At 73.3% G+C, this 12,893-nt stretch carries 12 protein-coding genes; 10 read left to right on the forward strand and 2 right to left on the reverse strand.

Annotated features, from left to right (window positions below):
• The first annotated feature begins 214 nt into the window (after positions 1-214).
• From ACYVIP_RS10960 to ACYVIP_RS11000, 9 genes are all read left to right on the forward strand, one after another.
• Positions 215-1,381: a DegT/DnrJ/EryC1/StrS family aminotransferase gene (locus ACYVIP_RS10960; protein ID WP_460394831.1), complete on the forward strand. Its 1,167-nt coding sequence runs from the start codon at positions 215-217 to the stop codon at positions 1,379-1,381.
• The gene (locus ACYVIP_RS10965; RefSeq protein WP_460394833.1) at positions 1,378-2,550 is read left to right on the forward strand and encodes a DegT/DnrJ/EryC1/StrS family aminotransferase; all 1,173 of its coding nucleotides are present in this window, start codon (positions 1,378-1,380) and stop codon (positions 2,548-2,550) included. The genes ACYVIP_RS10960 and ACYVIP_RS10965 overlap by 4 nt, the downstream gene beginning before the upstream one ends.
• Before the next feature lie 31 nt (positions 2,551-2,581).
• Complete coding sequence (locus tag ACYVIP_RS10970; RefSeq protein WP_460394835.1) at positions 2,582-3,280, forward strand: class I SAM-dependent methyltransferase; 699 nt, start codon at positions 2,582-2,584, stop codon at positions 3,278-3,280.
• 106 nt (positions 3,281-3,386) lie between these two features.
• Positions 3,387-4,322, forward strand: coding sequence for a UbiA family prenyltransferase (locus tag ACYVIP_RS10975; RefSeq protein ID WP_460394837.1), 936 nt, complete (start codon positions 3,387-3,389; stop codon positions 4,320-4,322).
• Positions 4,322-5,680 (forward strand): protoporphyrinogen/coproporphyrinogen oxidase, encoded by a 1,359-nt coding sequence (locus ACYVIP_RS10980; RefSeq protein ID WP_460394839.1) that lies wholly within the window; start codon positions 4,322-4,324, stop codon positions 5,678-5,680. Before ACYVIP_RS10975 ends, ACYVIP_RS10980 begins: the two co-directional genes overlap by 1 nt.
• On the forward strand, positions 5,677-7,284 hold the full coding sequence (locus ACYVIP_RS10985) for a class I adenylate-forming enzyme family protein (protein ID WP_460394841.1): 1,608 nt from the start codon (positions 5,677-5,679) through the stop codon (positions 7,282-7,284). Before ACYVIP_RS10980 ends, ACYVIP_RS10985 begins: the two co-directional genes overlap by 4 nt.
• The gene (locus tag ACYVIP_RS10990; protein ID WP_460394843.1) at positions 7,281-8,063 is read left to right on the forward strand and encodes a class I SAM-dependent methyltransferase; all 783 of its coding nucleotides are present in this window, start codon (positions 7,281-7,283) and stop codon (positions 8,061-8,063) included. Before ACYVIP_RS10985 ends, ACYVIP_RS10990 begins: the two co-directional genes overlap by 4 nt.
• Positions 8,060-9,526 (forward strand): CoA transferase, encoded by a 1,467-nt coding sequence (locus ACYVIP_RS10995; RefSeq protein WP_460394845.1) that lies wholly within the window; start codon positions 8,060-8,062, stop codon positions 9,524-9,526. Before ACYVIP_RS10990 ends, ACYVIP_RS10995 begins: the two co-directional genes overlap by 4 nt.
• 85 nt (positions 9,527-9,611) lie before the next feature.
• A complete protein-coding gene (locus ACYVIP_RS11000; protein ID WP_460394847.1) occupies positions 9,612-11,195 on the forward strand; it encodes a class I adenylate-forming enzyme family protein in 1,584 nt (527 codons plus the stop codon).
• A gap of 39 nt (positions 11,196-11,234) precedes the next feature.
• Here the strand turns inward: ACYVIP_RS11000 and ACYVIP_RS11005 are convergent, their stop codons facing one another.
• Positions 11,235-11,825, reverse strand: coding sequence for a DinB family protein (locus ACYVIP_RS11005; protein ID WP_460394849.1), 591 nt, complete (start codon positions 11,823-11,825; stop codon positions 11,235-11,237).
• Positions 11,826-11,868: 43 nt separating this feature from the next.
• Positions 11,869-12,324, reverse strand: a complete 456-nt coding sequence (locus ACYVIP_RS11010; RefSeq protein WP_460394852.1) for a class I SAM-dependent methyltransferase — start codon at positions 12,322-12,324, stop codon at positions 11,869-11,871.
• Between ACYVIP_RS11010 and ACYVIP_RS11015 the strand changes: the two genes are divergently transcribed.
• Entirely contained in the window at positions 12,268-12,891 is a 624-nt protein-coding gene (locus ACYVIP_RS11015; RefSeq protein ID WP_460395213.1) for a response regulator transcription factor, read from the forward strand. The genes ACYVIP_RS11010 and ACYVIP_RS11015 overlap by 57 nt on opposite strands.
• The last annotated feature ends 2 nt before the right edge of the window (positions 12,892-12,893 follow it).

Genomic DNA, 12,893 nt, shown 5'->3' on the forward strand with positions numbered 1-12,893 from the left:
TGTCTCCCCCTGATTAGTCGAATGACCGCGCAATTGCGTCCGGCCGTCGACATTTCCGCGCCTGGTGCGGAGTGTCAAGGCCCCGGCTCGCGGCCGTCGCTGAAAAGAGTGAACTCTGCCGCCGCCGTCCCTGGTAGGCGCGATTCCGCTACTGATCATGTTTAGTATCGGGGCCGACCGATGCGAGACGCGGGAGTGGGGAGCGGCAGCGTTGTTGTCCGAAAACAAGACGGTCCCCTTCTTCTCGCAATCCGCTACCTTCGCCGAGCTGTGGCCCGACATTTATCGCCAGGTCGACGACGTTATTCGGGTCGGCAAATACTCACACGGTCACAAGGTCGCCGAGTTCGAGGCCGCGCTGGCCGCCTACACCGGCGCGCGGCACGTGGTCGCGGTGAACAGCGGCACCGACGCGCTGGTGCTCGCCCTGCGCGCGGCCGGCCTGCGCGCTGGCGACGAGGTGATCGTGCCGGCGTTCAGCTTCGTGGCCTCCGCCTCGTCGGTGGTGCTGGCCGGCGGGCGCCCGGTGTTCGCCGACATCGAGCCCGACAGCTACGGCCTCGACCCGGCCGCTGTGGCCGCCGCGATCACTCCGACCAGCGGTTTCGTCATGCCCGCGCACCTGTTCTGTCAGCTCGCCGACCTCGGCGCGATCGGCGAGGTCGCCGGCCGGCACGGGCTGGCGATCATCGAGGACAGCGCAGAGGCGATCGGCATGCGGTGGGACGGGCGGCACGCCGGGCTGTTCGGCCGCGCCGGGGTGCTGTCGTTCTTCCCGACCAAGACCCTCGGCGCGATCGGCGACGCCGGCGCGCTGCTCACCGACGACCGCCAGCTGGCCGAAACCGCGGCCGCGCTGCGCCACCACGGCCGTTTCGGGGCCACCGTCAACAATTTCCCCGGCATTTCCAACGCCACCGGGATCAGTGGCGTGAACAGCAAGATGGACGATATCCAGGCGGCGGTTCTGCTGGCCAAGCTCGATCGGCTCGACCGGGACATAAAACGACGGTCGATGTTGGCCGATGCCTACCGGGAACGATTGAGCGCGATACCCGGAGTGCTTCGGGTGCCCACTGTGGTGGCGCGGGGCGTGCCGACCGCCGACGTTTTCTATGTCTACGTCATCGAGACCGACCGGCGAGACGAGCTGGCCGATTACCTGGCCGCGGCCGGAATCGGGACGGAAACGTACTATCCCGTGCCGCTGCATCTGCAGCCGTGTTTCACCGACCTCGGCTACCGGCCGGGCGCGTTCCCGGTCGCCGAGCGCACCTGCCGGCACACGCTGGCCCTGCCGCTGTACCCGGACCTCGACCTCGACGGCGTGGACGTCGTGTGCGACGCGGTCGCGCGCTTCTACACCGGGCGGGCGGCGTGAGTGGCGCGGTCAGTGCGCCCGCCGCCCCACCGCACCTGCCGTTCTTCCCCCCGGACCTGTTCGACGCCGACCGCGCGGTGCTGCTCGACATCGTGCGCGACGTCGGGCTCGCGCCCGCCCAGCGGTTCATCCTCGGCGAGTACACCGCCCGGTTCGAGGCGGCGCTCACCGGCTGGCTGGCCGGCGTCGGCGACCTCGACGGTCCGATCGAGACAGTCGCATGTGGAAGCGGGACCGCCGCGCTCAGCATGGTGCTGCACTCGATGGGCGTGCGCGCCGGCGTGGAGGTGATCGTGCCGGCGTTCGGTTGCGCGCCGCTGGCCGCGACCGTGGTCAACCTCGGCGCGACCCCGGTGTTCGCCGACATCGACCCGTACACGATGGTGGTCGATCCCGACGAGGTCGAGCGGGCGGTCACCGGGCGCACCGTGGCCATCGTGGCGGCGCACATGTTCTCCGTGATGGCCGACATGCCCCGGTTCCGGCAGCTCGCCGCCCGCCACGGCCTGCGGCTGGTCGAGGACGCCGCGGTGGCCCAGGGCGCGGTGCTCGCCGGCCGCCCAGCCGGGCTGTGGGGTGACGCGGGCCTGTTCTCCTTCGTCCAGGTCAAGACGTTCGGCATGCCGGGCGAGGGTGGGGTCGTGCTCACCGGGGACGCCGAGCTCGGCGCGGCGGTCCGGATGTTGCGCAACCACGGCCAGGACGGCGTGCGCCGGTTCGTGCACCACCTCATCGGCTACAACAGCCGTTTCGACGAGATCCAGGCGGCCTTCCAGCTCTACCGGCTGCCGGCGCTGGCCGCCAGGCTCGACCGCCGCGCGCGCATCGCCGAGTACTACACGTCGCGGTTCGAGGCGCTCGCCGACCAGGGGATCTCGCCCCCGCCGCCCGGCCGGGACGGGCGCAGCTACTACGTGTACTCCCTGCTCGCGACCCGCCGCGACGAACTGCGCGACCACCTCGCCGCGCGCGGGATCGGCGCGCACGTCTACTACCCGACGCCGCTGCCCTACCAGCCGGCCTTCGCCGGGCACGCCCCACCCGACGGGCGCTGGCCCAACGCCGAGCACGCCGCCGCGCACACCCTGGCCATCCCGGTCTACCCGCATCTGAGCGACGCCCAGGTCGAGTACGTCGCGGACGCGGTGGCGGAGTTCGCGCGCCACTGATCGACCAGCCCCCACCCGAGAGGAGAACTACGTGCGGCCACGCACAGAACCGGCCATCGAGCCGGTCCAGCGATCCATTCCAGAACCGAGGCACCGCGTCCCCGGCCCGGCCGAGATCGTCGAGGAGTGGCGGCGGCGCGCCGCCCGGCCAGGTCTGGCCAGGGTGATGCGCGCCTCCCAACCGGTGGAGCTGGCCGCCGGGGTCACCGAACAGACCCGGATGCTGGTCGCCGACCACCTGCTGGCCGGCGCGTCGATGCTCGGCCGGCCGGTGCGCACGGCGCTGGAGATCGGCTGTGGCATCGGCAGGCTCACGCCGACCATCGCCGCGCACGCCAAGCACGTCCTGGCCCTCGACCTGACCGACGAGATGATCGCCCAGGCCAGGGCGGCCTGCGCCGGCCTGCCGAACGTCGAGTTCCTGCAGCGCCCGGTCCAGCGCCTGCCGATCGGCCCTCGGATGGATGTCGCGGTGTGCGTGTGGGTGCTCATGCACGTGCTCGACGACAACCTGCTCGCCGCCGCCTGCCAGGGCATCGCCCGGTCCGCGCGGTATCTGACGCTGGTCGAGTACGAGCACGCCGCGGTGCCGGTCGGCCCGTTCTCCCGGCTGCGGACCGTCGGGGAGTACCTGGCGCTGCTGCCCGGCGCGGAGTTGGTCGACTGCCGCGAGCTCGGCTATGGCGGCGACCGTTCGTTCGCCGCGTTGATCGCGTTGGACCGGTCGTGACGGCCGTCCAGTCGCCACCGGTCGCCGGTGGCTGGTGGGCGTACGCCCGCCTGGCCAAGGCCGTGCTGGTCTGGGGCGCCCGCTCGTTCACCGCGTTGGACCGGTCGTGACGGCCGTCCAGTCGCCACCGGTCGCCGGTGGCTGGCGGGCCTACGCCCACCTGGCCAAGCTGGACGTCTTCGACTACTACCTGAGCGCCTTGCTGGTCTGGACCATGTTGCTGCCCGCGCTGCGGCTGGACGGCCAGGTGCTCTGGGTGCTCGCCGTGTTCCTGGCCGGCGAGGTGCTGCTGATGGCCGCGCTGGTCGCGCTGGACGACCTGACCGGCTACCGCGACGGCAGCGACCTGGTGAACTACGCCCCGGACGCGCCCGCGCGCCGCGCGGTCCGCAAGCCGCTGGTCGCCGGCACGCTGACCGAGGCGCAGGTGGTGCGCTTCGCCGTGGTGACCACGGTTCTCGGTGTTCTACTGTGGACGGTCGCGGTGCTGGCCGCGCCGGAATGGCCGGCATGGGCGCTGGTGCTCACCGCGGTCACGCTCGTGCTGTACCCGCAGTACTCCTGGGCGCTCAAGCTGAGCTACCGAGGGTTCCAGGAGCTGTACATCGCCGCGCTCGGCTGGGCGCTGGTGCTCGCCCCCTACGGGCTGCTCGCCGGCGACGCGTCCGGCTTCGTCGTGGTGCAGGCGCTGCTGTTCGGTCTCGGTCCGCTGCTGTTCGGGGTGTACTCCAACACCAACGACATCGCGGGCGACCGCCGGGTCGGCCGGCCGACGGTCGCCGTGCGCACCTCGCCGCGCGGCAACGCCAGGTTCATCGCCGCGGTGTCCCTTGTGGAGTACGTGCTGATCCTCGGCGCACCGGCGTTCGGCGCGCCGTGGTGGTTCCCGCTGGCGATGCTGCCGACGATGTTGTTGCGTGCCAACCAGTACGCCCTCGGCTTCCGCCGCCGCGACATCCTGCGCGCCCGGCGGCTGGGGATCTGGATCCACCGGGTCACCGTTGGCTGTCTGCTGGCCGTGAACCTGTTGGGAGGCAGCTGATGGAGCCGGATCTGGACGTCGCGGTGGTGGGCGCCGGGGTGGCCGGGCTCTCGTTGGCCTACCGGCTGCGGCACACCGGCCTGACCGTGCGGGTCTTCGAGGCGGCCGGCCACGTCGGCGGCCGGATGGCCAGCTTCCGGCACAACGGGTACACAGTGGACACCGGCGCGGAGCAGGTGCCGGCCCATGGCTACGAGCAGACCTGGCGGCTGCTGCGGGAGTTGGGCATGTCGCCGGCCGAGGCGCCGAGGGTCGGTGGGCCGATCGCGGTGTGGCGCGACGGCAGGCCCCGGCCCGGGGTGGCGCACCCGCTCGGCCTGCTGACCGGCGCCGGGCTGTCCCCGCGCGGCCGGCTGGACCTGGCGCGGTTTCTGGCCAGCACGGCCAGGCGGCGCGCGCTGTTCGATCCGGACCGGCCGGAGGACACCCCGCTCGGCCTGGACACCGTCGCCCAACTCGCCGCCCGCTACCACCCCGACGTCGGCGCCTACCAACTCGCGCCGGTGGTGTCGAGCTTCTTCGGCTGGGATCCCGCCCGGTCGGCGGCGGCGCCGTTCGTCAGCCTGATGCTGGCGGCCGGGCCGGCGTCGACCTGGCGCACCTACGCCGGCGGCATGGACACCCTCGCCCGCAGGCTGGCCGACCAGGTGGACGTGCGCACCGGCGTGGCCGTGCACGAGGTGCTGGCCGGAACGGACTCCGCGCTGGTGCGCACCGATCGGGCCACACTCACCGCCAGGTCGGTGGTGTTGTGCGTGCCCGCCCCGGTGGCCGCGCAGCTGTATGTGAACCCACCCGACCAGGAGCGGGAGTTCCTGGCCGCCTGCGGCTTCACCCCGATGCTGAAGGTGAGCTGCCTGCTCGACCGGCCGCTGGCGCCGGCGGCCCGGCGCGCGGTGTACGCGCTGCTGGTCCCGGCCGTCGAGCGGACCGGGACCGACCCGGTCGGCGCGATCCTCGCCGACCACGTCAAGTACCCCGGCCGCGCGCCGGCGGGCCGAGGGCTGCTCACCGTGCTGGCCGCCCCGTCGGCCATGCCGAGGCTGTTCGACGCGCCGGACGAGGAGGTCGTGGCCGCCATGACCACGGCGGCGCAACGCTACGTGCCGGGGTTGGTCGACGCCACGGTGACGAACTTCGTGCACCGCTTCCGGTATGGCCTGCCGGAGGCCACCCCGGCCGCGCTCGCGCTGCGCCGAGGCTTCCAGTCCCGCCCGCCGCGCCCGGTGGACTACGCGGGCGACTGGCTGATGCTGCGACCGAGCAGTGAGGGCGCGATCCGCTCGGCCGCGATGACCGCGGCCAGAGTCGCCCGCATCGCCGCCCCCACGCGCCCGACCGCGAAGGAGCCAGCATGAAACCGACCGATATGGGCATGTTGTTCGAGCGGTGTGCCGGGGAGGGTGTGCGGACCACGGTGCATCTGGACCGACCGTTCGACATCGCGCCGGACGAGGGTGTGGACTACGACCTGCCCCGGCTGGCCGTGCTCGTCCGGTCGGCCGCCGGGTGGCTCGCCGCGGCGGGCGCGTCGGCCGGTGACCGGGTGGCGATCGTCAAGGCCAACCACTGGGACAGCGTGCTGCTCGCGTGCGCGGCGGTCCGGCTCGGCGCGCTGCCCGCGCTGGTCTCCGCCGACCTGCCGGCCGAGACCACCCAGCTGCTGCTCAAACGGCTCGACCCGGCCGTGTTGGTCACCGACGCCGCCACCCTGGAAAGCGCAAGGGACGCCGAGACCGACCTCACCGGGCTGGCCGGCCGGACCCTGTGCCTTGACCGGCCGGACGCCGGCCCGGCGGCGAACATCCTGACCCTCGCGGACGTCCGGGGGCAGGACGCGCCGCCGCCCTACCGCCGGCACGACGACGAGCCCATGGTGGTCACGCACACCTCGGGCACCACCGGGGTACCCAAGCTCGTCGTGCACTCCACCGAGACGCTCGTGCGCAGGCTGGCCAGGTTCGAGGCCATCCGCTGGCCGCTGCTCGGCGTGCGGCGCGGCGACACGGTGGTGCAGGCCGCCTCGTTCGCGCACGGGCGGGCCTTCTGCTGGACGGCCAGCGCGCTGTGCCGGGCGCCGAGGAAGATCGGCATCGTCACCGACTTCGCGCCGGCGATGGCCGAGCCGTTCCTGCGGGCGCATCCGCCGACCACGCTGGAGGCGCTGCCGTCGGTGTTCGTCGGCTGGCGGGCGCTGACCGACGGCCAGGCCAACCCGTTCCGCGAGGTCCGGCTGTTCGCGAGTACCTACGACGCGATCCACCCGCCGGTGGTGCGGGCCTTCCTCGGCGCGTCGGCCACCCGGCTGCCGGTGTGGCTACAGGGCTGGGGGCAGACCGAGACGGGTCCGCTGTCGTTCCGGCTCCTCACCCGGCGTGCGGTCGCGCGGGTGGGGCAGCGGCAGCCGACCACCCGCGACCTCGGTCGCCCGGTGCCGGGGAAGGTCTCGCTGCGGGTGGTCGACCGGGACACGTTCCGGCCGGTCGGTCGTGGCCAGACCGGCATCCTGTTGGCCAGGACGAAGTCCCGGTGCCTTGGCTACCTCGGGGAGCAGGAGCGGTGGACGGCGAAGGTGCGCGGTGGCTGGTGGAACACCGGCGACCTCGGCTCGATCAGTGACAGCGGTGCGGTGCGGCTGGTGGACCGGGAGGTCGACGCGGTCCCCGAGCTGAGCTGTCTCGAGCTGGAGGACGTGCTCGAGGACCGGCTGCCGCAGGTGGTCGAGTGCCTGATCATCGGCGCACCGGGACGCCGGCCGCTGCCGGTCGTGGTCACCGGGGACGGGCGGCTGGACCGGCCGACGTGGCACGCGGCGGTGGCCGACCTGCCGCCGCTCGCCGACCCGGTCACGCTCTCGTGGGCCGACGTGCCGCGAACCGGCACCGGCAAGGCCCGCCGGCACGAGTTGGCGCAACGGTTGCTGGACGGTGCGGACACGCCTGGTTCTGGCAGGTGGACATGAACCTCGCCGCGCCGTCGACGTATGTCTTCGGCCAGGGAGACGCCCGCGAGCAGCACCGCCTGCTGGCCGCCGAGTACGACCCGCTGACCCTGCGCCGGCTGGCGGAGATCGGGGTGGCCGTCGGCTGGCGGTGCCTGGAGGTCGGCACCGGCGGCGGTACCGTCGCGGCCTGGCTCGCCGAGCGGGCCGGGCGGTCGGGGTTGGTGCTGGCGACCGACCTCGCGCCGAGCGCCGAGCCGCCGGGAGTGGCCGTGGTGCGGCACGACATCACCTGCGATCCCTTGCCGGACAACGCGTTCGACCTGATCGTGGCCCGGCTGGTTTTGCGGCACCTGCCGGGTAGGGCGCGGGTGCTCGGCCGGCTGGTGCGGGCGCTGCGGCCGGGCGGCTGGTTGCAGATCGACGAGACCGACACCACTTACCAGCCATGCGTTTTCGCGCCCGACGCGCATACAACCGCGTTGTACCAACGGTTTCTGGTCGCGCGGGACGCGGTGATGGCCGGCGCCGGAGTGGACTGTGCCTACGGGCGGCAGGTCACCTCGGCCATGTTGTCGGTCGGGCTGGTGGAGTTGGACCCGGTCAGCAGTGTGCAGGTCTGGCGCGCGGGGTCGCCAGGGCTCATCCTGCTGGCCTACACCACCGTGCGGCTGCGGGACGAGCTGGTGGCCGAGGGGATGACCGACCGCCAGCTCGCCGAGCTGCGCGATCTGTTCGCCAGACCGGATTTCCGCGCGTCGTCGAGTGTCTGTTACTCGGTGCGCGGTCGCCGGCCGTGACCATCCTCGCGCCGCCGGCGGCCGAGGTGGCCGGCGCGGTCGCGGCCAGGCTGTTGCGTTCGGTGCTGGCCGATGTGTCCGAAGTGGACTATGAGATCGGGTGGGCAGGCCCGGTCCGGTTGCCGCTGCGGGGCGAGGGTGACGTGCAGGCCGCGTGCGGGATCAGCCACGTGCACGGGCGGCGGTACGGCAGGCCGACGGCGCTGGCCGTCGACTACGCCTCGGTGGCCGCCGGAGTGCTTGCCGCCCAAGGGGTGTTGGCCGCGACGCTGGCCGGGTTCCGCCGGGTGTCGACCTCGGTGGCCCAGGCGGCGTTGTTGTCGGTGTCGCAGTATCTTGCCGCGGCGGGTGCCGGGGAGCGGCCGGGTGGGCCAGGTGGTCCGCCGTTCAGCTCGGCCGACGGTGTTCGGTTCGAACTGGAGACCCTCGATGCCGAGTCCTGGCAACGGTTCTGGGCCGGCATCGGCGCGCCGGTTGCCGCGATCCGCGACGGCTGGCGGCCCTTCCAGCAGCGGTTCGCCACCGCCACCTGCCCGCTGCCCGAGGCGTTGCACCGCGCCACCGAGGCGTGCGACTACGCCGTGCTCGGCGCGGCGGCGCGGGTGGCGCCGGTCAGCGTCGTGCCGGTGGCCGGTGAGCCGGCGGCGGACGTGCCGCCGTGGCGGGTGGTCCCGCTGCCGGGCGGTCGCGGGCCTGTCGCGTGCCGCCGGGAGGCGCATCCGTTGGCGGGCCTGGTGGTCGTCGAGTCGTGCCGGCGGGTGCAGGGGCCGCTCGCCGGTCAGCTGTTGGCACTGCTGGGTGCGACGGTGATCCGGATCGAGCCGCCGGGCGGCGACCCGGCGCGGGGCGTGCCGCCGATGGCCGGGGAGGTCTCCGCGCGGTTCGTCGCGCTCAACCGGGGCAAACGGGTCGTGGAGTTGGACATCACCACGGCGGCCGGTCGGCGAGGGGTGCACGAGCTGGTCGCCGGCGCGGACGTGTTCCTGCACAACTGGGCGCCCGGCAAGGCCGACGCGCTCGCGCTGGACGCCACCCGGCTCGCCGCGACCCGCCCGGGCCTGGTCTACGCCTGGGCGTCGGGGTGGGGCGACGCGCTGGGACCACGGCCGCCGCTGGGCACGGACTATCTGGTGCAGGCCCACAGTGGACTCGCCGCGCTCGTCGGGGACCGGGCGACGCCGTCGCTGATGACGTTGACCGACGTGCTCGGCGGGCTGGTGTCGGCGACCGGGGTGCTGGCCGGCCTGCTGGCCGGGGCGCGTACCGGCGATGGCCAGCGGGTCGACTCCTCGCTGCTGTCCTCGGCACTGCTCTGTTGCGCGGCACCGGTCGCGGCCCGCGCCGCACCGACGGTCCCCACCCGCACCAACCTCGCCGCGCTGGCCACCGACCCAGCCTTCGCCGACGCCCTGGACTGGGACACCTGCCCGGTGGTCCGCGCCCCGTGGCAGTTCAGCCGGTGAGCCGGTTTTCAACGCAGCGAAGGGTCCCTTCACTGCACTGGACGCAGCGAAGGGACCCTTCGCTGCGGGTGACGGGAGGCTGTGGGTGAGCGGGATCTGGGTGTCTGGGGAGGGGGTGGTGGTACGGGATCTGGTGCCGGGGTATCTGCGGCGGCGGTGGGTTCGTCAGGGGCACTGCCCGGATCTTGACCTGTACTCGATGTTCCGGCGGCGGGTCGCGGACCAGCCGGAGCGGGTCGCGGTGGTCGACGGGACCGGGGCGCTGACCTACGGCGAGCTCGACGCGCGGGCGCGGGGGCTCGCCGAGGTGCTCGCCGGGGCGGGTCTGGGGCCGCGGGACGTGATCGCGCTCCAGGCGCCCAACAGCCGGGGCGCCGTGGTCGCCGAGCTGGCGGTCGCCGCGCTCGGGGCGCTCGCCCTGCCCTACCCGCCGGCCAGGGGGACCAGGGACACCGTGAGCCTGCTCGGCCGGGCGCGGGCACGGGCCGTCATCACCGGCACCGCCGAGCTGGCGGCCGCGGTGCGGTCGGTGCGCCACGAGCTGCCCCGGCTGCGGACCGTGCTGGAACTGGGCCCGGCGCTGGCCGGACTACCGGCCGACCCGAGCTTCCAGCCGACGCCGGTCGACCCGGAGGCGCCGGCTCGGATACTGGTCTCCTCCGGCTCGGAGGCCGAGCCGAAGATGGTCGCCTACTCGCACAACGCGCTGGTCGGCGGGCGGGCCAACTACCTGCGCGCGGTCCGCGGCACCGACCCGGTCGACCTGGTGCTGGTGCCGCTGGCCTCGGCGTTCGGCTCCTTCGGCGTGCCGGCGACCATCGCCGCGCACGGCGGGACGCTGGTCCTGGCCGGCGCGTTCGACCAGGACGAGGCGCTGCGGGCGATCACCCGGCACCGGCCGGCGCACGTGTTTGGCGTGCCGACGATGCTGCGCCGGATGGCGCACGCGGCCAGTGCGCCCGGCGAGGACCTGTCGTCCCTGTGCGGCCTGGTGGCCAGTGGCGCGGAGCTGCCCGCCGGCACCGTCGAGGACTGCCGGCGCCGGTTCGGCTGCCAGGTGATCAACGTGTACGGCTCGTCGGATGGGGTCAACTGCCACACCAGCACCCCCGGCGCGGGCGTCGGCGTGCCGGACCAGGCGGTGGTCGACATCCGGGTGGTGGCCGGGGAGATCCAGGCACTCGGCCCGATGACCCCGCTGTGCCACGTCGGCTCGATCGAGCTCGACGGCCGCTACCGGCTGCCGGGCGGCTGGGTGCGCACCGGGGACCGGGGGGTGCTCGACGAGACCGGCACCCTGCACGTGGTCGGCCGGCTGCGGCAGGTGGCCGTGCGGGGCGGGCAGAACATCAGCCTGGCCGAGGTCGAGCGGCACCTGGGCGCGCACCCGGCGGTGGCGGACGTGGCGTGCCTGCCGGTCGCCGACGACGACCTCGGCGAGCGGGTGTGCGCGTATGTCCAACCGCGACCGTCGCTGCCGGCGCCGACGTTGGCCGAGCTGACCGGTTTCCTCGAGCGGGAACGTGGTCTGGAACGCGGGAAGCTGCCGGAGCGCCTGGTGCTGCTGGCCGAACTACCGTTGGGCCCCACCGGAAAGGTGTGCCGGCGGACGCTGGCGGCTCATTCGGCCGACGCCGCCTGTGCGGATTCCTCCACTCGGTCGCGGTAGTCCGCCCCCTGCTGAAAGTGTGCCGGCGAACGTTGCCGCTTACTCGGCCGACGCCGCCTGCGCGGATTTCTCCACCCGGTCGCGGTAGTCGGCCCACCACTGCCGGTCGCCCGCCGGCAGGTTGTCCTTGCCCGCCAGCATCCCGGCCGCGCCGTCGACCAGCTCCCGGACGATGTCGGCGTGCCCCGCGTGCCGGTGGGTCTCGACGATCATGTGTGTCAGCGCGCGGTGCAGGGTGATCCGCTGGCGTTCGGCCGGCCAGTGCGGCACCCGGCCGACGGCCTCCAGCGCGGTGGTCCGGATGGTCTCGTCCGAGTTCGCCCACACCTGCCGGTACAGCCCGACGATGTCCGCGCGGGACTCCGCCGCGGTTGCCCACATGTCCGCGTTGGGCTCCGCGTCCGGCGCGAACCAGGGCAGGTCCTGCCCGAACGGGCGGTCGAAGGTGTCGCCGAGGTACCCGGCCTCGCAGCTGGCGACGTGTTTGACCAGACCGAGCAGGTTGGTTCCGGTCGGGGTCAGCGGGCGACGGATGTCGTACTCGGAGAGCCCGTCGAGCTTCCACAGCAGGGCATCCCGCCCCTCCTGCAGGTAGCTGTGCAGGTCCGTCTTCGGGTCAGAAACAGTCATGCCCACGAATCCTGGCACTCACCCACCCACACCGCCGAACGCATTAACGCGTCGTCATGCCGAGCACGTGGCTGGAGGCGGGGGTGCGTACCGGGGGGAACTGGAAGCGGTCGAGGCGGTCGAGGGTGAACCCGGCCTGTTCCACGGCCGCGACGGTGTCCCGGCCGGTGTGGCAGCCGCCGACCACCAGCGGCCAGAGCGTGGCGTCCAGGAACCGTTGCAAGCGGATCATGCCCGCGGTGTCCGCCCGGACGTGCTCGAGGAACCGGAACCGCCCGCTGGGGCGCAGGATCCGGCGGATCTCGGCCAGCGCGGCCGCCTGGTCGGGCACCGAGCAGAGCACCAGCGCGCACACCACCGTGTCGGCGGTGGCGTCCTCGACGGGCAGCCGCTGCGCCAGCCCGTCGACCACCTCGACCGGGACCGGGGCGGCGCGTGCGGCCTGCTCGGCGAGCGCGCGCAGCCGGGGTTCCGGCTCCACCGCCAGGACGCGGGTCACCGTGGCCGGGTAGTAGGCGAAGTTCGCGCCGGTGCCGGCACCGACGTCGTCTCCGAGGTGGCCTTCGGCACCGGGATCCTGCCGGCCGCCCTCGAGTTCAAGCCCGACGTGGCGGTCATCGACATCGACCTGCCCGGCAAGGACGGGCTCTCCGCGGCGATGGAGCTGCACGAGCAGCTGCCGAGCTGCCGCACCCTCATCCTGACCAGTCTCGGCCGTCCCGGCACGTTACGGCGCGCGCTGTCGGCCAGGGTCAACGGCTTCATCCTCAAGGACGCGCCGGCCGAGAAGCTCGCCAACGCCATTCGCGAGGTCTCCGTCGGCAGGCGGGTCATCGACAGCGAGCTCGCGCTGGCCGCCTGGGACTCCGAGGAGTGCCCGCTCACCAGCCGCGAGCTCGAGGTGCTGCGGATGACCGAGGGCGGTGCCAACGCCGTGGACATCGCCGCCAGGCTGTTCCTGTCCGCGGGCACCGTGCGCAACTACATGACGACCGTGGTGACCAAGCTCAACGCGCGCAACCGGGTCGACGCCATCCGCATCGCCAAGGACGCCGGCTGGTTGTGATC

The organism is Actinophytocola sediminis, assembly GCF_054779715.1.

Coding starts and splice junctions, on each gene's coding strand:
- ACYVIP_RS10980 (WP_460394839.1), top strand. CDS start 4,322: ATGGAGCCGGATCTGGACGTCGCGGTGGTGGGCGCCGGGGTGGCCGGG.
- ACYVIP_RS10985 (WP_460394841.1), top strand. CDS start 5,677: ATGAAACCGACCGATATGGGCATGTTGTTCGAGCGGTGTGCCGGGGAG.
- ACYVIP_RS11005 (WP_460394849.1), bottom strand. CDS start 11,825: ATGACTGTTTCTGACCCGAAGACGGACCTGCACAGCTACCTGCAGGAG.
- ACYVIP_RS10990 (WP_460394843.1), top strand. CDS start 7,281: ATGAACCTCGCCGCGCCGTCGACGTATGTCTTCGGCCAGGGAGACGCC.